The following is a 21490-nucleotide window of genomic DNA, read 5'->3' as shown; positions in this document are numbered from 1 at the left end:
TTGATCATCTGCGAGTACGCAGATCCAAGGCATCAATCCGTTCCAGACGAGATACTACAAGCTCAACCTCAACTCGATCGAACTCGTCCCGATCCTGCTCCTCGTGCGTGCCTCCATTCAAGTATCTCCAAGTCAAGTTCGAGGCGCTCAGGATTTCCTCCAACGCCTCGCGCAGAGGAGCGCTGCTAGGATGGTTGAATGTGGTGTTGTCGCGAAGCTTGAGGCGGATTGCGTCACAAAGGTCTCGTATGTTCAACGGCGAAGTAGGGCCATGCATCGTTAGTCTAAGGTCTCCTAATTCGTAAGATCCTAGCCACTTCCAGACCTTGTTCGACAGCATCTCCAATGCGCGTCTGGAATTCGCCAACGCGTCTCGCAATTGAAATCTGCCCAGATCGTTGCGAGCCTTGTCGATGTAGGCGCTGCTAGGTACATCTCGATGTACACGCGGGTGGTAGTCTCCCTCGTGGTGCGTCAGCGCGTATTCTTGACAGTCGTTGCGCCGTTCGCGCGGAATGGCGTTCCTGATGTCCTTGATAAATTCAGGGCTATGGCACGTGACGAGGATCTGCGTTGACAGAAAGCGGTCGCCGGCGAAGATAGTCTCCCTGATGCCGTGACGATGGTCGTGATCGATTGCGTTCACGGCATCGTCGAAAACCAATAGCGGCGAGTTGATGCTTGTGGCCTTAGCTAAAAGGATCGCTAGACCAAGGCATCGGATATGGCCTTCACTCAGCACTTGCAGAGCGTCAACTCGCCGGTTAGGGGTACTGTGAAATGCTATCTGGATGCGCTGCTCGCCAGTGAGCGGTAAGTAGAGGTGGGCTAGCGTGTCCTCGTGGCGGTCACCTCGATTAAATTCGTTATAGAGATCGCGAGCCAGGTCCGCTAAACCCGCGATCAGCATGCCAGGCAACTCGTTTCTAAATCGGCGCAAATAAGGGAGAAATGCATCATAAGCGGCACGAATGGGCGCGTCGCGCTGGATGTCGAGCCGCTCCTGTTCAACGTCGGCAATCAGGCGTGCATTGGCCTTATCGAAGTCGGCGATATTCGAGCGCGCAGCGGCAGCATCGTCAATGATCCTTTGGCGAGTCTGCTTCCTCTGATCCACATAGCGCTGGCGCTCGAGTAAATCGTCTCGCTCAACCGCTAGTTCGACTCTGCGCTCGAGCTGCGCCTTAGTGGCCCGATCAGCGGCGGAGATGCGTTCGGCCACGGCAAGAAGCTGCTCGCGAGACACCGGCCCGTCTCCCTGCCCAGCCTCTAGTAGATACCCCCCCTTCCACCAGTCATCGCCCTCCGGCCGCGCCGTAAGGGCCTCAAGGTGCCGCCCCACGACCGTGGCCACCTCACCTTGCGCCACAAGGAAGCTTAAAAGCTTCGCCAAGACAGCGCGCAGCTCTCCCGAAGCCGTAGTGAGTTCGTCTCGCTGCCGATCCTGGCGCTCTTGGATCTCCGCGAGTTCCCTGAGATCGTCAAGCTCTCCCCGTGCCTTCTCGAACGGATTGCAAGCTACTCGGTCCAGTGGGGTCTCGCAGGCCGGGCAATGGTCGGTGGTTTGCGCCTCTAATGCCAAAATAGCACCGTAAAGCGCGTGGAACGAAACTTGGCTTGCGCGACGCTTCAGCTCGCACTCGGTGCCGGATAAAGCCGCCGCTGCGGCGTCGGCGCGATCGAAAGCCGCAGCCAGGCTGACGCAGTCTACTCCGATCATCGCCCCAGGTACTGCATTGAGCATGCCGTCCAGTTCTGCAAGTCGGCTGGGCGCGTCGGCCGAACCGATAATTTCCTGCAGGCGCGCGAATGTCGTCTCAGCCCTGAACTTTAAGGCGTAGGTCTCGTTTTCCGCGTCATGCAGCGCGAGCTTTTCGGCTTCGCCGTTTGCTATCGCGCGATCACGTGCGAGCGCTTCCCGCTTGAGTTGTAATTCGCCTCGCTTGCTGGCGTCGATGACCAATACCGGATCGATTTGTTCATTGAAGCGGTTGCAGAAGTCGTTGAACTTTTCCATGCCAAAAAGTGTAGCGATTAACTCCACCCTTTGTCCTGGTGGACGCTGTGCGATCCGGGAGAAGGCATCGATTCGGTTCTTCTCGATGAAACAAAAGCGATAAACGTCAGCATTAACGCGCACAGGTATTTCGAGGCGATCCGCTCCCGTCGCCATGAGACGAGGCTCTACAAAGCGGCCAGCATGGATGTTACGCAGATATGCAGCTTCGTCGAGGCGCTTTAATCCGGCCTCTTCGACCGACGCGAGCATGGCGCGCTCGATAGCCTCGCAAATGCTGGACTTGCCTGCACCATTCGGCCCGTAGAAGAGGACCACCCGCCGATGCAGGTCAAAGACCTCTTCACGAACAAATCCCCGAAATGGCCCGACTGCCAAGCTACGAAGCCGCGTCCAAGGCCATACCGTCCCCTAATCTTCCTCCTGGCCTGCTGGCATGCCTAAGGCAGTCGTGGCCAAGGCGCGGCGACCAAGGGTTGCCAAATGCGTGGCTCGCGCATGACGCTGGGAAGCCGTTTCAGCGATGGCCTCGAAGTCTCCGTAGACCATATTCGCGAACTGCCTTACTTGCTCAGGGGCAGCCGGTTGCAATGCGTGCAACCATCGCAAGTAGCGAACGTAGTCCTGCTTGGCTGTTGCCATGTGCTTCTCCCCGGTCCTTATCAATCTAAGTTTTAAGTTCCACCGCGACCAAATCGATATGCTATACATGAAGAGTTTGCCGTTGCGACTACGGCAAAGGCTTGGCGCATGTCGGCACTTACCTCCTACTTAGCAGACATTGCGGTCGATTTCTGGCCAAAGTGGGCTGCAAGATCTAGCATAACAGGTTGCCAAGCCGAAAAAATCACCAACGGTCACGAAATATTCGATCCGAACAGTACCTTTGCCGGCATTCGTTATCCTCTCTATCCTTTCCCACAAATCTAGACGAGTTCGCCGTAAGATGTTTGTATAGACCGGTATTCGATAGTATTTCTATGTCATCCACTTACTTCGATTGGAAGGCATAATTAGTATTCAAACAGTGACTTTGATTTGCAAAATCTTGCAATCTTTTAACATACTATGAAAGATTGCCAAAAACTCTATGGATGTAAACTTCTGCGGTAATTTTGTAAAATTCTACAAAGAATAATCTTTAGCGAGTGAATTATGGTTGCGAGATATAAAACGAGTTTAGAACAATTCACGGCGATGCTTTATCTCATTAAAACACAAAAGAACTTGCCGATAGGGGCTATCGTAGATTTTCAATTATTACTTTTAAAGAAAATCACAGAAGCAGAGAAGGCCATTTTCCGAACCAAAAGCATAATCAAAGCTTTACGTCTTGAGAAAGCTAACGAACGACCAACTCGCGAGAGATCGAAAGAGATTAGTAGTCTTATTGAAAAATTTGATAATAAAATCGAATATTATAACTATATAATTTATATTTGGAAAATGTATGGCGAAAGTATAGCATTCCATTTCTGTGACAAATACGCAATCAAGCATTTCCTTTACGATCATAACTATCGTGTAAAAGAGACTGCTGGCTTCATTTCTGGCAAAAAGGGAATTCGGGCGGAAATAAAGCTTCTCAAGTTGGCTTGCCAAAACAATGTGCCTGCAATTCTTTGCGACCTTACGAATACGCTAAGACATGGCGATGTATTTCTCCTCGGCCACAATGATCCTTATCCGATTGAAGTGAAAACATCAAACAATTTTGATAAACGAGGCGAGAAACAACTTAGAAATATAAATGAATTAAATAAATTTTTTTTCGAAGATAAGGCTGAAGACTTCCGGGGCATAGGGCCAGTGTTCAGAAGCGAATACTTTGGAAAAGAACGCTGCCACTTGGAGGCTATTAATTATTGCATAAGTAAATCGTATGAAGAAGGCACTAGTCATATATCGCCGGAAAGTGGAATTCACTACATAGCCGCCACAAAATTTAAGAGAGAAGTTTTTGACCAGTTTAAGGCGAAGCATGTACATATTATCAATTTAAATGAGCATAAGAGAGCAATGAATTGGCACCCGTACACGCCTTTTCAGCTTTCACTAAACCCTGAACATCTCTTTAATTTTATCGCAGGACATTTTACCATTTTCATTTTGCTTGATTTGCAAATAATAAAGAGGAGATTTAAAAAAAACGGTCTCCACATCATCTTTTTACAAGACAATAATTGGTATGCTCAAATCACAGCCTCAGGGAATATTTTAGAGGGGGGGCTTTAGAGTTTCAGTGCAATCATTCCTACGAATTGCATTTGAATTCCAGAGCTTAACATGGGCAATAAAGCAGCACAAAAGGCACTTAAAATCTTTTATGGATGGTAATGATGAGGGCGGAAAAAAAATGGAAATCCCTCCTGATTGGATAACGGCTGTCGATCCTATTCCGATGTAAGGGGCAACAAATCTGTCCTTCTCTCACCTTTGTATTCTTTCCATATCTAATGATTTTTAGAGACCGAAGCCATGCAACATGCGGGCGCGCGGCTATGGACGAGATTGCCCAAGTTGCCCCAAGGTAGCAGGCGACACCGTGTATATGCTGGCCAACGAGACCGGCAAAGTCCGGAACGGGCAGACCGCGATAGCACGGCATACCCATACCTTGCGCGTCCTGTTCTTGTCCGATGCTGAGGTCAGCCTGACTAACCACATGGCGGAGGGCGGCAGAGAAAACACGCGATGGCCATGATGTCCCCATGGCCCACATCATGGCCGATGCCGGCTGAGGCCTTGGCGTTTGTGACACCTTGCACAGCACCCCTGCTGGTGCAGCGTCGTTGAATCACCTGATGACCAAGGCTCACCGGTTTTACGGCGTGGCAGGTATCTCCTTTATCGAATGGGCTGTCGATAACGTGGCCGAGTTAGGCGAGATGCTACGCAGCCTCGTTAGCGAGATCGTCTTGGAAATGTCCCCCGATAGCGCGTATGGCCAAGTGCCACGGGTCGCCTAGCGGCTCTCCCTAGTCGGCGTGGCCGGCGAGCTGGCCACCGTCGCCGGCATCACGGGATGGGAGACGAGCGAAGTGTTGCGGGCTGCTCGCGTGTGCTTTGGCGCATGGCTTGAAGGGCGCGGTGGTGCCGGTAACACCGAGCACACCATCATCCTTCTGCAGGTCAGCGGCTTCTTCAGATGCACGGCGATTCGCGTTTCGTGTGCTGGCGCCGGTCCATGGATGATCGCCGCCCGAACACATCAACCGCGCGAGCTTCAAGCGCATGCTCATCAAGGACAGCGAGCCGATCAAGTCCAACAGCGACCATCACCGCGAGTATGGCGACGTAATGCACCTAGAGGAGGCCGACGACACCAACCTAGGATACTTTGTCCTGCCTGAGGTCTTCCTCACCGAGATTTGCAAGAGCTTCGCCCCTAATGCCGTGGCAGAGCTGCTGCTGAAATGAGGGCTGCTCATTCCTGGCCAAGAGAAAGCAATTGTGCAGCCGGATCGAAGCGGGCGCTTGCCCGGGATCGGCAACAAGCGTGGTTATCGATTCAGTCCCAAAATTGTATCGTTGGACGTTTGAGGCGGGGGCGCGGAGGGCGGCGCGGAGAGAGCCCAAAGCGCGCGCAAAATCAGCTATTCGATTGCAAATTTACCAAGAAAATAACCGAAAAAGATGTTTGCCACCGGTGCCACCAAGTTTTGGAGACAATCGGTGGCAAATTGTGGTGGCGGATTTCCCTCTTTTAATCAAATACTTACGAGAAAATTTTAATTTGCCACCGGTGCCACCATAAAAAAAGGGACGTCCCTCCCTCCCCGGATTAGGTACTTCCCGCGACTTATCCAGTCAAGGGTAGTTCGGACCCGGCAAATTCTCTAGTCACGGCCTCCGTCTAAGGGGGTTGTTAGTTAATTTATTATTGGAATTAAAGCAATAATTGGAGAGGAATCAGTCATTCGAGAATCGAGGAAAAGCAAGTGTCGGAGTTGCGCATCGACAACATTTCATCCCTCGAGCGAATCGACCGTATGAGAATATGGCACTGCTGACTTGAGGGAGCAGTAGCTCTTCAGATCGATAGATCCGATCAAACGGCTCACATTTTTGGCGGTACTTATGACGGTATATGCGGACCGAAAAATTCTAAGAGCCGCATGAACAGCGCCTTTCCGCCCATTGTTCAATAGCCTCCGCCTCCACCAAGATTCTCCGGGCCGGACACACGGCCCCAAAAAACCCGCCATCGCGCGGGTTTTTTCATTTCCGGCCCCGCCACCGCACGCGGTGAACATTGGATAGGATTTTGCCAATTTCCAAGGGGTATCATTCCTGTACGACGGCACGCATGCGCCGCGGAAGCCGAAAACTGGCGCAACTCAATATTTTTTCCACAATTGTTTATATGCAATATATCATATAAAGACGTTATCCTTCTGACATCCAACCACCGCGAGCCCGCTCCGCATGAAGACAGGACGATTCCGTTTCGGCGCCTGGCAGGTCGATCCGCCGACGAACAGCGTGGAGCGGGCGGGCGAGCGCCGCCAGATGGAGCCGCGGGCGATGGATGTGCTGGTCGTGCTGTGCCAGGCGGCCGGGAACATCGTCAGCGCGGAAGAATTGCTGAGCAAGTGCTGGCGCACCCACGTCTATGGCGACAACCCGCTGCACAAGACGCTGACCCAGCTGCGCCGCATCCTCGGCGACACGCCGACGGCCCCGGTCTACATCGAGACGGTGCGCAAGCGCGGCTACCGCACGCTGGCCGCCGTCGACTTCGATCGCGACGCGGCGCCCGCCCTGCCCTCGTGGGGTGACGGTTCGCCGTTTCGCGGCCTGCATGCCTTCGACGAGGAACATGCCCGGGTGTTCTTCGGCCGCGACGAGGCGCGCCGGCGCCTGGTCGCCGCGGTCGAGGCCCAGGTGCGGGCCGGGTTCGCGCTGGCGCTCGTGCTCGGCCCCAGCGGATCGGGCAAGAGCTCGCTGGTGCGCGCCGGCCTGCTCCCGGCCCTGGGCGCCCATGCCGGCGCGGGCCTGGCGCTGCTGTCGGCGACGACCTTCGACATCGCCGAACACGGCGAGCAGGGCGTGTTCACCGCGCTCGCCAGCGCCCTGCTCGACCTCGAACACGACGATGCCTGCGTCTTCCCCGGCGCCAGCGCGGTCGCCCTCGGGGAATGGCTGGAGCACCGGCCGCACGAGGTCGTACGCCAGCTCGAAGCCTGCCTGCCCGCGCCGCCGCGGGATGGCGCGCCGCCGGACGCGGCCCCGCGGCGCTTCGGGCTGTTCATCGACCACTTCGAGGCCGTGTTCGCCGCCGGACGGATGTCGGCCGCGGAGCGCGATGCGCTGCTGGTGCTGGTCGAGCACCTCGCCGCCAGCCGGGCGATGCTGGTCGTCATCGGTTGCCGCAACGACTTCTACCCGCACATCGCCCGGCATCCCGTACTGATGCGCGGCAAACCCGCCGGGGCGCATTTCGACCTTGGGCCGCCCGGCTTCGCCGACATCGCCCGGATCATACGCCTGCCGGCCGCCGCCGCCGGGCTGCGCTTCGGCACCGATCCGCACACGCATGCGCGCCTGGACGACGTCCTGTGCGACAGCGCCGCCGCGCGTCCCGACGTGCTGCCGCTGCTGCAGTACTGCCTGCAGGAGCTGTACCGGATGCGCAGCGCGGACGGCGAACTCGGCTTTGACGCCTACGTCCAGCTCGGCGGGGTCGAGGGCGCCATCGCCCAGCGCGCCGAGCAGACCGTGGCGCAGTTCGGCGCGGCCGAGAAGGCGGCGCTGGCCCGCGTGATGTCGCTGGTGGTCGTGCTGGCCCCCAACGAGGAGACCGCGACCGGCCGGCGCGCGCCCTGGTCCTCGCTGCGCGACGAGGCCGAGCGCCGGGTGGTCGAAGCGCTGGTCGCGGCGCGGCTGTTCGTCAGCGACCTGGTGGGCGGCGTGGCCGGCTTCGGCATCGCCCACGAGGCGCTGCTGCGGCGCTGGCCGCGCATGCGCGCCTGGATCGACGAGCACAAGGGCGCCCTGCTCGAGCGCGCCCGCCTGGCCCAGCTCGCGCAGCGCTGGGCAGGCGAAGGGCGCTCCCCCGACCTGCTGCTGCCCAGCGGCAGGCAGCTCGAGGCCGCCCGGGCGCTGCGCGACGACGTTGCCTTCACGCTGTCCGACGACGAGGCGCAGTTCATCGACCTGTCGGCGCGCCGCGCGCGCCGGCGCGAGCGCCTGCGCATGCTGGCCATGGCGGCCATCGTGCTGCTGGCGCTGCTGGCGGCCGCGCTGGGCATCAGCGCCAACGACGCGCGCCGGCTGGCCGAACGACGGCGCGTCGAAGCGGAGGGCCTGGTGGGATATATGCTGGGCGATTTCGCCGACCGGCTGCGGCCGCTGGGCCGGCTCGACCTGCTGGACGGCGTCAGCGCCAGGGCCCTGGACTACCTGGGCTCGCCCGGTGCCGGCGAGGCCGGCGGCGCCGGGCCGACCCAGCGCGCGCGCGCCCTGCTGGTCATCGGCGAGGTGCGGCGCGCGCGCGGCGACTCGCGCGCCGCGGCCGAGGCCTTCGGCGCCGCCCACGCGATCCTGGCGCGCCGGTACGCCGCCGCGCCGCGGGACGCCGACGTGCTGAAACCGCTGGGCGCCGCCGTCTACTGGCTGGGACAGCTGGGCAAGGACCAGAACGACCTCGCCCGGGCCGAAGCGTGGTGGCGCCAGTACAAGCAGTACAGCGACGCCCTGCAGCGGCTGCGGCCGGACGACGTCGAGTGCTGGATCGAGCAATCCTATGCGCGCAACAACCTGGGTTCGCTGGCGGCGACGCGCGGCGATCCCGCCCGCGCCGCCGCCGAGTTCGCGGAATCGATCGCCCTCAAGCGCCGCGCGCTGGCCCGGCAGCCGGACTCGCGCATGCTGGCGGCGGAGCTGGCCGACAGCTATTCCTGGCTGGGCTCGGCCAAGGAAGCCCTGGGCGAACTGGGCGCCGCCGCCGGCCATTATGCCCAGGAGATGGCGATCGTACGGCGCCTGCGCGCGGCCGCGCCGGGCGATGCGCTGTGGGTCAACCGCGAGGTCCGGGCGCTGCAGCATCGCGGCGCCATCCGCCTGGCCCAGGGCGAGGACGGGCAGGCGCTGGACGACTACCGGCAGGCGCGGCGGCTGGCGGCGACGCTGGTCGAGCAGGACAGGCTCAACCTCGCATGGCAGGGTGAACTCGCGTCCATCGAGATGGAAGAGCAGTCGGTGCTGGCCCGCGCCGGCGGCCCGGATAACGAAACGAGCGGCGCACCGGTGGGCGGGACGGCCGGTCCCGCCGCGCGCCTGGCCGGCATCCACGCGCGCCTGGCCGCCCTGGTGCAGGCGGATCCGCACAATGCCACCTGGGCGCGGCGCGCTGGCCTGGCCGGCCTGCGCCTGGCGGCGGCGCTGCTGCGCGACGGCCGGGTCGACGACGCGCGGCGCCGGGCGGACGCGGCGCTGCAAGCGCTGGACGCCCTGTACCGGCGCGATCCGGACAACCGCACGCTGCGCCTGGCCACGGCCGAGGCCCTGCTGGTCGCGGCGCAGGCCGGCGCGGCGGCCCACGATGCCGCCGCGCAGCGCAGCGCCTGCGCCCGTGCCGCCGGCCTGCTCGAAGACATCGCGGCGGCTTCGCACGATTTCCACATCCTGGCGCCCTGGGTACGCATCCACCGTTGCCTGGGAACCGACGCGGCCGCCGGCACCGCGATCGCACGCCTGCAGCACGCCGGCTACCGGGACTCGGCGTTCATGCAGTCCCTGTCACCCACCACCATTACGAAGGGAACATCATGGAATATGCAATTGCACAACGTACCGTGACGATTTCGCTCTCCGGCCGCCACGAGAACGATGCGCAGGTCGCCTACAGCTACTGGTCGCCGAACGACGGCCTGACCCGCAGCGCCAGCGCCACGTGCGACCTGTACCAGAAAGAAGACACCAATACGCTGTTCCTCCTCGATTACGCGGCGACCCGCAACGGCTGGACGATCGTCGGCACCGAGCCGAACCCGGCCGGCGCGCCGGCGCTGGACACGATCGCCGGCCCGGACGACCTGTCGATCATGACGCTGTTCCGCACGCCGGTGACGCCGGAGCGCTTCAACTTCTACATCGTCTACAAGAACATGATCACGGGCGCGACGGTCCGCTTCGATCCGCAGGAAGGCAATATCCCCTGAACTCCAAGCACGGCGCCCCGGCGCCCGCTTTGACAGGCCGCAAACTTGCGGCCTTTTTTGTCGTCCACGACCTTCCCGCAACCTTCCCGTCCGGAAGACTTTCCCCATAAAAACATCGACTTGGCGTCCGAAAGGAAAGCGGAAGGCTTTCGGCCGGCCGTTCCCCTACAGTGGCTTCCGCCGGTTGCCGGTCGGCATCCATCGACGGCAAGCCCGGGGCGGTCACCCGAAAAGCCATACGAGTAGGGATCATTCATCCACACTGGGGAACACCATGTCCAACCAAAATGCGATTGCAAGTGCCTATCTGGTGAAATGCGTGCTCGGCAACGTCGGCCTGCCCGGCGCGCCGGTGGCCAGCCTCGCGCTGGTCGTCACGCCGGCCAGCCGCAAGATCACCGGCTACGTCGAGATCACCCAGGCCACGCAGGGCGGCAACTACAGCGGTCCGGTGCAGGGCACCATGTTTTCGACCGGCCTGGGCGAGGTCACGCAGGTGGCCGCGCTGACCGGCATGATCCATGCGGACGGCCCGATGCCCATCGAGATCCCGTTCGAGGCCCACCTCGCCATCACCAAGGACTGGACCGGCACCGGCGGCTTCAGCTATGCCAACGTCCACGTCGACCACGTGCCGCTCAAGATGATCAGCCAGTAAGGCGGTGGCGCGATGCGGGCGCGCCGCCGGCACGTCCGCATCCGCACGCCGGCATCGACGGCAGCGAGGTCCCAACCCACACATCGAAGGGCGCGACATGGACAATTATGGCTGGGACGTGGTCTACGCCAGTTCCGGGAACTACATCAACAAGCGACTGGTGCAGGAAGCTGACAAGCTCATCACCTCATTCGACTACGAGGATGCCGTCGTCAGGCTGACGGGCACCTTCGGTCCCTGGCAGATCGTGCCGGGCGGTGGCGGCGCCCTGCTCCAGTTCGTGACGCCGATCGTGCACGGCACGGCGCTGTTCAAGACCATCGACAACGCGACCATCCCGCTCGACGGCGCGGTGCCGCTGGTGCAGATGCAGTTGGCCCTGCCGAAAGGCAAGAGCCAGGCGATCATGCGCTCGCTGGTCTTCAACTGCACGACTGCAGGCAAGCAGAAAGGCGACACGACGCCGGGCGCCGTGACGGTCGTCAGCCCCGACATCTCGGGAACGCTGAACAAGCTGCCCGAAGCGCAACGGGAAGAAGCCGCCCTGGGCGCCGCGCTGCTGGCGACCGGCCTGGGCCGGGTATTCGTCGCGAATGCGGCGCAGCTCGGCTTCGTGTTCGCCGACGTGCTGCCGGTGCCTACCGGCCAGAACGCCGACTGGCTGACGCCCGTCTCGTGCGCCTATGCGTACCAGGAACACGACGACGACACGCTGGGCGGCATCGCCATCCTGGGCGTGCTCGACAATAGCCCGACGGACGCGCTGCCGCGCGACTTCGACACGCGCCTGCTGCAAGGCAAGGATTTCGGCTTCGTGCTGTCGGCCAGGTCCTTCATGCGCAACGTGATCCTGCCGTCCTTGCCGGCGGCGTTCCGGGGCAATTGCCAGCCAGTCGACCTGCGCCTGAACCAGGACAATACGATCGGCCTGGCGGAAGGCTTCAGCCTGGATGCGGTACGGGTCGGCCTGATCGACTACACGCCGCAAGTCACCGACCTGCGCTACGAGATCGACGACGCGTCCATGCGCTGCTATGTGGCGACCACCACCGACATCACCGGCCTGAGCCAGGCCTACGTCACGAACTCCGTCACGTCGAACAATCCCGCGGTCTTCGATCCGGGCACCCGCACGCTGACGTTCCAGAACGATCCGCACATGGCGACCACGCAGGACTCGCACATCCCATGCTGGGAAAAAGTGATCGGCGGTTTAACGCTGGGCATCATGAACGTGGTGATCGAGGCGGTCAGCCTGGCCATCGAAAACTCGGCCGGCAACGTGACCGACGCCAAGACCGCGCGTGCGCTCGGCATGGTGGCGCCCGGCCTGGTCAGCTGGAACGGCCAGGGCGGCATCACCGTGGACGCCGGCGGGCTCGCCGACAACGTGTACATGCAGGGCAGCCTCGCCTGAGCGCGGCCGCACCGCATCCGCACACATCATCCAACTACGTCATCCGCATACCGACAGGAGAACAAGATGGGGAATTATTCCGAAACGAGCACGCTCGACACCGCGGACACGTCCGTCAGCACGTTCGGCTGGGACACCGCGTACATCGCTTCGTTCCCGGTGGTGAACAAGGCCATCCTGGCCCAGAAGAGCTACCCGGACAGCTTCGAATTCAAGGACGTCACCGGCATCACCATCCAGGGCAAATGGAAGTCCTGGCAGCTGTGCCCGGGCGGCTCGGGACCGGACGTGCAGATGCAGTGCATCGTCGAGACCGGCACGGCGAGCGGCGACGGCCAGAGCGGCGTCCTGGACACCGCCTCGGTCGTCATCCAGGTCAACCTGCAGACGGTAGCCGCCAAGGATCCCGTCAACGACCCGACCGCGAAGTCGTCCGGCACGGCCCAGTCGCTGGTGGTGGCCACCAGCGGCAAGGGCCTGGATCCGGCCGTGTCGATCATCTCGTCGCACTACCCGGACGTGATCAGCCAGCTCCTGCAGGACGTGCTGGACACCGTCTTCAAGAACTATTTCAACGCCAGCATCGGCCAGTTCAACCACGTGTTCGCGGTGATGAACCTGAACGAAGTCGCCGACAAGGACGGGTTCCAGTGGATCAAGCCGACGGCGTTCCAGTACGCCGTCGCCTCGCCCGAGGACGGCAGCATCGAGAACAGCGCCTTCGGGCTGATCGCGATGGTGCAGAACAACCCGATCCAGCCGACCATGCAGCAGGCGGTCGACGTGCGCGCCCTGCTCAACCTGCCGGGCAACGCCAACTCCGCCTTCGTCATCAGCGAATCGATGGTGGCGCAGAACATGCTGCTGGGCGGCGCCGTCGCCACCATCCAGGGTTCCAGGGCGAGCGACTTCGGCTTCAGCACGGACGGCCTGTCGGTCACCAACGTCAACGACCTGGTCTGGGGCAATTTCCAGACCGAGCATGGCGTGATCAGCCCGCGGATCGCCAAGAACAACTTCACGCTGCGCGCCGACGACACCTACATCTACCTGGAAATCACCAACGCCAACTACGAGACGTCGCCCGGCGTCACCGTGCACATGAACCTGACGCAGAAATTCACCTACAGCACGGTGCAGGCCAAGAACGGCAATTACGTCTTCATCCCGGACATCAAGGGCTTCGGCAATCCGACCGTGACGTCCAACGTCAGCCTCTCGGAAGGACTGCAGATCGCCGAGATCGTGATGGGCGCCGTGGCGGCCGTCGCCGGCGTGCTGTGCGCCGCCAGCGCGATCGGTTCGGCCTTGTCGGCGGCGGCCGACGTGGCGGTGGACGCGGGCGAAAACACCGCGAACATCGTGCTGGACGCCGAGGAAGTCGAAACGGCCGCGGCCGAGAACCCGGAAGCGCTGGCGGAAGAGAACGACGCCGGCGCCGACAATGCCGACGAAGGCGCCGAAGACCCGGAAGACGCGGCCCAGGTGCAGAAGTCCGGCATCTTCACCTCGTCCAAGTTCCGCCTGGCCGTCGGCCTGACGGGCGCGATCGCGGGCGCCGGCTCGGGCGCTATCGGCATCGCGAAGGCGATCACGGCCATGGACTACGACAAGATCCCGGCGTTCGACACGTTCGCCGCGAACTGCATCGGCGCGTCGGTCTGGCCGGGGCTGGCCGACTACAAACTGGTCAATGCCAGCTTCAGGAGCAGCCTGGTGATCGGCCTGGCGATGGATGCCTGAGCGGTAGCGGCGTCGCTCCGGCCGTTGCGCCGGAGCCCGGGAGGCTTCCAGGCCATGCGCCGTGGCGAAGCATGGGCAACGATCCTGCCTGAACGGGCGTACGAGCCGGCAGGGATATCTCGGCAGCCAGCCTGCAGCCAGCGGGGCTGGACCGTATCGTTCAGGACGTCGGCCCCGGATCCGTCCCCGCCGCCACCATCAGCTCCTTGAAGATCGCATCGTTAAACGCCGGCAAGTCGTCCGGCTTGCGGCTGGTGACGAGCCGGGCGTCGATCACCACCGCCTCGTCGGTCCATTCGGCGCCCGCGTTGAGGAGGTCGCGCTTCAGGCTGGGCCAGCTGGTCAGGTGCTTGGCCTGGGCGATGCCGGCGTCGATCAGCGTCCAGGGGCCGTGGCAGATGGCCGCCACCATCTTGTCCTCGACGTCGAAGTCGCGGATGAAATCGATGGCGGCGCGGCTCATGCGCAACTGGTCCGGGTTGGCGACGCCGCCCGGCAGCACCAGGGCGTCGAAATCCATGGGCCGGGCATCGGCCACGTCCAGCTCGACGCGGAACGTATCGGCCGGCTGCAGGTGGTGGAAGCCCTGGACGGTGGCGCCCGCCGGCTTGGGCGCCAGCAGCACGACGGTGGCGCCGCGCTCCTCGAGATAGGCGCGCGGGCTCGTGTACTCGATCTGTTCGACGCCATCCGTCATCAGCATGGCGACGCGCTTGCCCTCCAGGGGCTTGCTGGACAGTTGTTCCATCACACCTCCTCGACCGCGGACGGTCATCCATGACCATCCATTCTAGGCACGACGCGGCGATGGCGGCGCACGGCGCGCCGGGGTCAATGCTTCGTCTGGCCCTTCAGCTCGTCGAGGATGGCCTGGTTGAAGGCCGGGATGTCGTCCGGCTTGCGGCTGGTGACGAGCTTGCCGTCGACGACCACCTGCTCGTCCGACCACTCGGCGCCGGCGTTCTGCAGGTCGAGCTGCAGCGTCGGCCAGCTGGTGACCTTCTTGCCGTTGACGAGGTCGGCGTCGATCAGCGTCCACGGACCATGGCAGATCGCGGCGATCGGCTTGTTCTCGCGCCCGAACTCGCGGATGAAGGTGATCGCTTCCATCGACAGGCGCAGCTGGTCCGGGTTGGCGACGCCACCCGGCAGCACCAGCGCGTCGAAATCGGCCGGACGGGCATCGCGCACGTCGAGCTCGACCTTGAACTTCTTGTCCGGGGTGAGGTGGTCGAAGCCCTGGATCTCGTCGCCGGTGGACTTGGGCGAGACCAGCGTGACCTGGGCGCCCTGCTGCTCGAGGAAGCTGCGCGGTTCGGTGTATTCGACCTGTTCGACGCCGTCGGTCATCAGGATCGCGACGCGTTTGCCCTGCAGGGCCTGTGCTTGTGCTTGTGCCATGTGAACTCCTTGTTAGCGTTGGTGAATGGGCTAGCGGGAGATCCGATTGTAGATGCGTGCGCCTGGCGGCGGCGCGCGCATGCGTGGCGCTCAGCCGCCGACGGCCTGCCACACCATCCACATGTTCGCGCAGGAAATCACGACGAACAGGCACCAGGACAGCGCCGCCGTCCACCAGGCATTCGCGAACCCGCCCATCAGGTCGCGCCGTCCGGTCAGCCGGATCAGCGGATACATCGCGAACGGCAATTGCAGGCTCAGCACGACCTGGCTGCCGACCAGCATCGTGCCGACCGCATGGTCGCCCAGCGTCAGCACGCCGACCATGGCCGGGGCCAGCGCCAGGCCGCGCGTGATCAGGCGTCGTTGCCAGCAGGGAATCCTGAGCTGCAGGAAGCCTTCCATGATGACCTGGCCGGCGATGGTGCCGGTGAAGGTCGAGCTCTGGCCGGACGCCAGCAGCGCCAGGCCGAACAGGACCGCCGCCAGCGCGGTGCCGGCCACCGGCGCCAGCAGGTAGTAGGCCTGGTCGATCTCCATCACGTTGCCGCCGCCCGGCTTGTGGAACGCGGCCGCGGCCAGCACCAGGATGGCGCCGTTGATGAACAGCGCCAGGCCCAGCGAGACGATGGTGTCGATGCGCGACATGCCGATCGCTTCCTGCAGGCGCGCCGTTGCGCCGGGAGCGGCGCCGGGACCGGAACCGGCGCCGCGGCGCACGACGCGCGTCTGCACCACCGAGGAGTGCAGGTAGAGGTTGTGCGGCATCACGGTGGCGCCGAGGATGCCGATGGCGAGGTACAGGGCGTCGCGGTCGGCGATCTTCTGCAGCGAGGGCACGACGCCCGCCAGCACCGCGTGCAGGTCGGGCTTGACCAGCGCCAGCTCGGCGAACAGGCAGATGCCGATGGTGGCGATCAGGCCCAGCACGATCGCTTCCAGCTGGCGGAAGCCCTTGCCCTTCAGGCCGAGCACGATCAGCGTGTCGAGCGCGGTCAGCGCCACGCCCGCGGGCAGCGAGACGCCCAGCAGCAGGTGGAAGGCGAGCGCGCAGCCGAGCACCTCGGCCAGGTCGCAGGCGACGATCGACAGTTCGGCGAACACCCACAATCCCTTGGCCGCGTGCGGGTGGTATTGCTCGCGGCAATGCACGGCCAGGTCCTTGCCGGTGACCAGGCCCAGGCGCGCGCTCAGGCATTGCAGCACGATGGCGGCCAGGCTGGACAGGACCACGACGAACAGCAGGTCGTAGCCGAACTGGGAGCCGCCCTGGATGGCGGTGGCCCAGTTGCCGGGATCCATGTAGCCGACCGAGACGAGCAGGCCGGGGCCGGCGTAGCGCAGGACTTTCTTCCAGAACGGGATGCCGTCCGGGACGGCGACGGTACCGGAGACTTCGGACGGGCAGAACGGGGCGGTGGCGGTGGTGGGGAGCTTGAACATGGGCGCTTGCGATAGTTGGGTCGATTCTATCGCAAGGCCGGGGTTGGCTGGACTGGCCGTGTGGACGGTCCGTTCCGGTGATCGCGTAGCGCCTGCGTGGATGGTGGGCACGGGGTGCCCACCCTACGGTCCGCCGAGATGCCGTAGGGTGGACTCCCCGAGCCCACCATCACCGTCCGCACTACCGGCGGCTCACTCGATCCCGAGCACCCGCAGGCGCGCCCGCAGGCGCCGGATCTCGTCCGTCATGTCGACCACCAGCGCCGCCAGGTCTTCGTTGGCGTCGAAATCGCGCTCGACCCGCAGCAGGCGGCGCGCGCGCGCCAGGTCGTTGCTGCGAAAGCGCCAGCTCGTCACCTGCACGGTGGCGACCACCGGCTCGCCGCCCAGCACGCCGGCGTGCACGTGGCGCACCACCCAGTCGGGTTCGACGTCGCAGGCGCGCGCCAGTTCTTCCAGGGTCAGCGCGGCGTCCTCCAGCAGGACGCCGCTCAGGCTCGTCGTCTGTTCCATCGCTTATGCTCCTACTCGTTCACGGGGATTGAAGGCCAGGTCGCGCGCCATCTGCTCGTACAGCGCGCGCGCACGCTCGCTGCTGGCCGGCGGCAGCACGACCTCCAGGATCAGGTACAGGTCGCCCGGCTGCGCCGCCGGGATGCCGCGTCCCTTCAGGCGCAGCTTGCGCCCGCCCTGCGAGCCGGGCGGCACCGTCACCTCGACCGTGCCGGACGGCGTCTGCACCGGGATCGACGCGCCCAGCGCCGCCTCCCAGGGCGTCACCGGCACGTTCTGGTAGACGTGCGTCCCCTCGACGCGGTAGCGCGCATCGGGTGCGAACTGGATCTCCAGGTACAAGTCGCCGCTGGCGCCGCCGCCGGCGCCGGGATGGCCCTGGCCGGACAGGCGCAGCTGCTGGCCCGGCGTTACCCCTTTCGGGATGTTCACGCTGAGCGTCTTCTCCTGCATGGTCGTGCGGCCCTGCTCGTCGTGCCGTGGCACGCGCAGGGCGATCGTGCGCGTGGCCCCCTGGTAGGCGTCGCGCAGGTCGATGGTGATCGTCGCGTGGACGTCCTCGCCGGGCATGCGGAATCCTCCACCGGCGCCGGCGCCCGCCCCGCCGGCGCGCGTGCGGCGGCCAACGTGGGCGAACAGGTCGTTGAAGAAGTCGTCGCTGCCGGCGCCGGCAAAGTCGAACTGGGTGCCCCAGTCCGGCGGCGGCTGGAAACCGCCCTGTCCGCCACGCGGCGCCTTGCCGAGCTCGTCGTAGGCGGCGCGCTTTTCCGCGTCGCCCAGCACGTCGTAGGCTTCGTTGAGTTCCTTGGTCTTGGCGTCGGCATCCTTGTGCTTGCTGACGTCCGGGTGGTATTGCCGCACCAGTTTGCGGTAGGCCTTCTTGATGTCGGCTTGCGATGCGGCCTTGTCGACGCCAAGTGTCTGGTAATAATCCTTGTATTCCACGAGCTTGCTCCTGGATGGTGGTTGGATGGTATGGATGCACGCCAGATGATGGCTGAGTGCTTGCTTTTCAACCATGGCCGGATGCGCGGCGGCGCCCGACCATGAAAAAAACCCCGGTCTTCTAGGAGGACCGGGGTTTGCAAGCGATCCCGAAGCGGATCAGCGCGGCATCAGAAGAACAGGTTCCAGTTCGTCGCGTCCAGCGTATGCGCCGCCGTCTCGGCCGAGGCCAGCATGCCGTCCGCCACCTGGGCCAGCGTGGCGCCATGCGCCATGGCGTCGGTCCAGAACGCGGCGCCGGCCGCGTCGGCCGCGCGGCCGAACAGGGCCTGGTACAACAGGCCGACGTCATGTCCCGCATTGCCATCCAGCACATTTCCACGTGCCACGCTTTCGGCCGAACCCAGGATGCCGACCGCGATCTCGCCCAGGCTGGCGGCGTGCCCGCCCTGGTTGGCGCCCCAGAACTCGAAGCCCGCCACGTCGGCCTGGCGGCCCAGCACGTGCTGGTACAGCGCCGCCAACGTGCCGAGTTCGGCGCGGCTGTCCAGCTGCAGGGTCGCATCGGCGAAGTGGATCGCTTCGACGTTCACGAGCGTGGCGACCACGCCGCTGACCTTGTCCGTCACCACCACGTGGCCGTCGCTGCGCGCCACCGTGTAGTCGGCCTGGTTGCGGCCCAGCTGGACGGTGTCGGCGCCGGTGCCGCCGTCGAGCAGCAGGGCGCGCGGCGACGCGGTGTCGGCCCGCCCGCCCGGGATCGCCGTGCCGGTCGACGCCGCCGCGGCGGTCAGTTCCAGCACGTCGTCGCCGCCGCCGCTGTGCACGGTGGACGTGGTGACGCCGCCGACCACGAAATGCTGGGCCGCCGCGTCGCCGGACAGCACCTGGCCGTCGGTCGCGCCGCTCAGGGTGCCCTTGCCCACCAGGGCCGCGAACGACACGTTTTCCAGCGTGACCTGGCCGTTGGCGGCGCCGGTGGTATCGATCACCAGCGCGGTCTGCTGCGTGCCGCCGGCGCCGGACAGGACCAGCGGCGCGGCGCCGCCGCCTTCCACCACCACGGTATTCACCAGCAACTGCTGGCTGGCCGGCAACTGCGCCAGGAAACCCTTGCCGTTGCCGGTCAGGTGGGCCTGGTCTTGCGCCGTGTTGTCCGCCGTGCGCGCCAGGATGGCGCCGACCAGCACGTCCTGCGCCGTGCCGGCCTGCTGGCCGGCACCGCCGCTGGACTGCAGGCCCACACCGACCGGCACGTGCGCCACCAGGGCGGCACCGGTGCCGGCACCCACCAGCGGAATGTCGGCGTTCGAAGAGGCGGCGTCGGTGTCCGTGCGGTCGGCCCCGATCACCGGCACCACCACCGCCGTGCCGGTGCCGCCGCCCGGCAGCGCGACCGGCGTGACCTGGACCTGCACGCCATCCACCGTGGAGACTTGCGTCGACGTGGGTTCGACCACGACCACGCTCAGCACTTGCTGGTAGCTGTTGCCGGCGGCATCCGTCACCTGCACCCGCACGCTGTAGCTGCCGGCCGGGGTCTGCGCCGGATTGCTCAGGCGCAGGTTGCCGCCGTCGATGTTGAAGGAGGCATTCCCGGTATCGCCGCTGCCGGCCACCAGCGCGTAGCCGAGCGTGACCGCATCGGTCGCACTGAGGCTGCCGACGAGCGCGTTGGCGGCGCCGGTGTTGAATACCGAGCCGTTGGACAGCTTGAGGTTGGCGGGCGCGGTGGCGTCTACCGTCACGCTGTAGGCGCTGCTCGCCAGGGAGACCGTGCCGGCCGCATTGGTCTGCGTGGCGCTGATCGCGTGCATGCCCTCGGCCAGCGCGCTGCTGGTGACGCGCCAGTTGCCGTCGCCGTCGACCGTGCCGCTGCCCAGCACGGTGACGCCGTCGGTATCGTACACGGTGACCAGGTTGCCGGACACGCCGGTACCGGTGAAGACCGGCTTGGTGGCGTTGGTGATGCCGTCGCCGGCGGCGCCGCTGTCGCTGGCAGGCGCCAGGACCGGCGCGGACAGGGTGGCCGGCACGCTGGTATCGATGGTGACGGCAAGGCCCGTGCTGGCGGCCGAACTGGTGCCGGCCGCGTTCGACTGCTTGACGGTCAAGGTGTGCGGGCCGTCCGCCAGCGCCGTGCTGGTGATGCTCCACTTGCCGCCGCCGTCCACCACGGCGCTGCCGAGCACGGTCGTGCCGTCGGTGTCGTACAGTTTGACGGTGTCGCCGCTGGTGCCGGTACCGGTGAATTGCGGCGTCGAGACATTGGTGCGGTCGTCGCCCGCGGCGCCGCTGTCACTGGCGGCCGCCAGCACGGGCGCGCCCGGCGCCGCCGGCGTCGACGTGTCGATCTCGAGCGTCAGTCCCGTGCTGGCCTTGGAGACATTGCCCGCCAAGTCCGTCTGCTTGACCGTCAGGGTGTGGCTGCCGCTGCTCAGCGTGGAACTCGTGATGCTCCACTTGCCGGTGCCGTCGGCCGTGGTGGTGCCCAGCAGCGTGGTGCCATCGGTGTCGTACAGCCTGACCTTGGCATTGCCCTCGGCCATGCCGGTGACGACCGGCGTGGCGACGTTGGTGAGCAGGTCGCCGGCGACGCCGCTGTCGCTGCCCGCGCTCAGTGCCGGCGCATCCGGTGCGTCCGGCGCCGTGGTGTCGATTTCCACGAACAGCGCGCCGCCGGCGGCCGACGCGTTACCGGCGGCATCGACCTGCTTGGCCGTCACCTGGTGCATGCCCTGCGACAGCGTGCTGCTGGTAATGCTCCACTTGCCGCTGCCGTCGACGGTGGCATTGCCCAACACCGTGCTGCCATTGGTGTCGTACAGCGTGACCGTGGCGCCGATTTCGCCGGTGCCGGTGAACACCGGCGTCGTATTGCTGGTGACGCCATCCGAACTGGAAAGACCCGTGTCCGTCCCGGCCGTCATCGCCGGCGTGGACGGCGCAGCCGGCACGCTGGTGTCGATGGTGAAGGTCACGGCAGTGCTGGCGGCCGAACTCGTACCGGCCACGTTGGCCTGCTTGACGGTCAAGGTATGCGCGCCGTCGTCCAGCGTGCTGCTGGTGATGCTCCACTTGCCGCCGTTCACCACGGCGCTGCCGAGCACGGTCGTGCCGTCGGTGTCGTACAGCGTGACGGTGTCGCCGCTGGTGCCGGTGCCGGTGAATTGCGGCGTAGTGCTATT

14 protein-coding genes are annotated in these 21490 nt (G+C 64.1%); 7 read left to right on the top strand and 7 right to left on the bottom strand.

What is annotated here, in order from left to right:
- Positions 1–4 precede the first annotated feature (4 nt).
- On the bottom strand, positions 5–2395 hold the full coding sequence (locus QZ749_RS03550) for an AAA family ATPase (protein WP_296943311.1): 2391 nt from the start codon (positions 2393–2395) through the stop codon (positions 5–7).
- Positions 2396–3172: 777 nt separating this feature from the next.
- Between QZ749_RS03550 and QZ749_RS03545 the strand changes: the two genes are divergently transcribed.
- The 7 genes from QZ749_RS03545 (at position 3173) to QZ749_RS03515 (ending at position 14000) form a co-directional block, all read left to right on the top strand.
- Positions 3173–4252: a hypothetical protein gene (locus QZ749_RS03545; protein ID WP_296943308.1), complete on the top strand. Its 1080-nt coding sequence runs from the start codon at positions 3173–3175 to the stop codon at positions 4250–4252.
- 999 nt (positions 4253–5251) lie between these two features.
- On the top strand, positions 5252–5437 hold the full coding sequence (locus QZ749_RS03540; protein ID WP_296943305.1) for a hypothetical protein: 186 nt from the start codon (positions 5252–5254) through the stop codon (positions 5435–5437).
- A 1008-nt stretch (positions 5438–6445) separates the two neighbouring features.
- Complete coding sequence (locus QZ749_RS03535; protein WP_296943302.1) at positions 6446–9820, top strand: winged helix-turn-helix domain-containing protein; 3375 nt, start codon at positions 6446–6448, stop codon at positions 9818–9820.
- Positions 9817–10182 carry a hypothetical protein gene (locus tag QZ749_RS03530; RefSeq protein ID WP_296943300.1) on the top strand — a complete coding sequence of 122 codons (366 nt, stop codon included), beginning with the start codon at positions 9817–9819 and terminating at the stop codon, positions 10180–10182. Before QZ749_RS03535 ends, QZ749_RS03530 begins: the two co-directional genes overlap by 4 nt.
- Positions 10183–10456: 274 nt before the next feature.
- Positions 10457–10840 (top strand): DUF1842 domain-containing protein, encoded by a 384-nt coding sequence (locus QZ749_RS03525; RefSeq protein ID WP_296943298.1) that lies wholly within the window; start codon positions 10457–10459, stop codon positions 10838–10840.
- 97 nt (positions 10841–10937) lie between these two features.
- Positions 10938–12257, top strand: coding sequence for a TULIP family P47-like protein (locus QZ749_RS03520; RefSeq protein WP_296943295.1), 1320 nt, complete (start codon positions 10938–10940; stop codon positions 12255–12257).
- 66 nt (positions 12258–12323) lie between these two features.
- Complete coding sequence (locus tag QZ749_RS03515) at positions 12324–14000, top strand: TULIP family P47-like protein (RefSeq protein WP_296943294.1); 1677 nt, start codon at positions 12324–12326, stop codon at positions 13998–14000.
- 160 nt (positions 14001–14160) lie between these two features.
- Here the strand turns inward: QZ749_RS03515 and QZ749_RS03510 are convergent, their stop codons facing one another.
- The 6 genes from QZ749_RS03510 to QZ749_RS03485 all read right to left on the bottom strand — a co-directional run.
- On the bottom strand, positions 14161–14748 hold the full coding sequence (locus QZ749_RS03510; protein ID WP_296943292.1) for a type 1 glutamine amidotransferase domain-containing protein: 588 nt from the start codon (positions 14746–14748) through the stop codon (positions 14161–14163).
- A gap of 83 nt (positions 14749–14831) precedes the next feature.
- Entirely contained in the window at positions 14832–15401 is a 570-nt protein-coding gene (locus QZ749_RS03505) for a type 1 glutamine amidotransferase domain-containing protein (protein ID WP_296943289.1), read from the bottom strand.
- A gap of 90 nt (positions 15402–15491) precedes the next feature.
- Positions 15492–16844 (bottom strand): Nramp family divalent metal transporter, encoded by a 1353-nt coding sequence (locus tag QZ749_RS03500; RefSeq protein WP_296943286.1) that lies wholly within the window; start codon positions 16842–16844, stop codon positions 15492–15494.
- A 192-nt stretch (positions 16845–17036) separates the two neighbouring features.
- Entirely contained in the window at positions 17037–17357 is a 321-nt protein-coding gene (locus QZ749_RS03495) for a chaperone modulator CbpM (RefSeq protein ID WP_296943283.1), read from the bottom strand.
- Positions 17358–17360: 3 nt separating this feature from the next.
- Positions 17361–18302, bottom strand: coding sequence for a DnaJ C-terminal domain-containing protein (locus QZ749_RS03490; protein ID WP_296943279.1), 942 nt, complete (start codon positions 18300–18302; stop codon positions 17361–17363).
- Positions 18303–18472: 170 nt separating this feature from the next.
- A partial coding sequence (locus QZ749_RS03485; protein WP_296943276.1) for an Ig-like domain-containing protein occupies positions 18473–21490 on the bottom strand: 3018 nt, incomplete at its 5' end.

Source organism: uncultured Massilia sp., from assembly GCF_913773735.1.
Lineage (GTDB): Bacteria > Pseudomonadota > Gammaproteobacteria > Burkholderiales > Burkholderiaceae_D > Telluria.
This window is presented reverse-complemented; position numbering and strand designations above follow the sequence as displayed.

Coding starts and splice junctions, on each gene's coding strand:
- QZ749_RS03545 (WP_296943308.1), top strand. CDS start 3,173: ATGGTTGCGAGATATAAAACGAGTTTAGAACAATTCACGGCGATGCTT.
- QZ749_RS03540 (WP_296943305.1), top strand. CDS start 5,252: ATGCTCATCAAGGACAGCGAGCCGATCAAGTCCAACAGCGACCATCAC.
- QZ749_RS03535 (WP_296943302.1), top strand. CDS start 6,446: ATGAAGACAGGACGATTCCGTTTCGGCGCCTGGCAGGTCGATCCGCCG.
- QZ749_RS03525 (WP_296943298.1), top strand. CDS start 10,457: ATGTCCAACCAAAATGCGATTGCAAGTGCCTATCTGGTGAAATGCGTG.
- QZ749_RS03520 (WP_296943295.1), top strand. CDS start 10,938: ATGGACAATTATGGCTGGGACGTGGTCTACGCCAGTTCCGGGAACTAC.
- QZ749_RS03515 (WP_296943294.1), top strand. CDS start 12,324: ATGGGGAATTATTCCGAAACGAGCACGCTCGACACCGCGGACACGTCC.
- QZ749_RS03510 (WP_296943292.1), bottom strand. CDS start 14,748: ATGGAACAACTGTCCAGCAAGCCCCTGGAGGGCAAGCGCGTCGCCATG.
- QZ749_RS03505 (WP_296943289.1), bottom strand. CDS start 15,401: ATGGCACAAGCACAAGCACAGGCCCTGCAGGGCAAACGCGTCGCGATC.
- QZ749_RS03500 (WP_296943286.1), bottom strand. CDS start 16,844: ATGTTCAAGCTCCCCACCACCGCCACCGCCCCGTTCTGCCCGTCCGAA.
- QZ749_RS03495 (WP_296943283.1), bottom strand. CDS start 17,357: ATGGAACAGACGACGAGCCTGAGCGGCGTCCTGCTGGAGGACGCCGCG.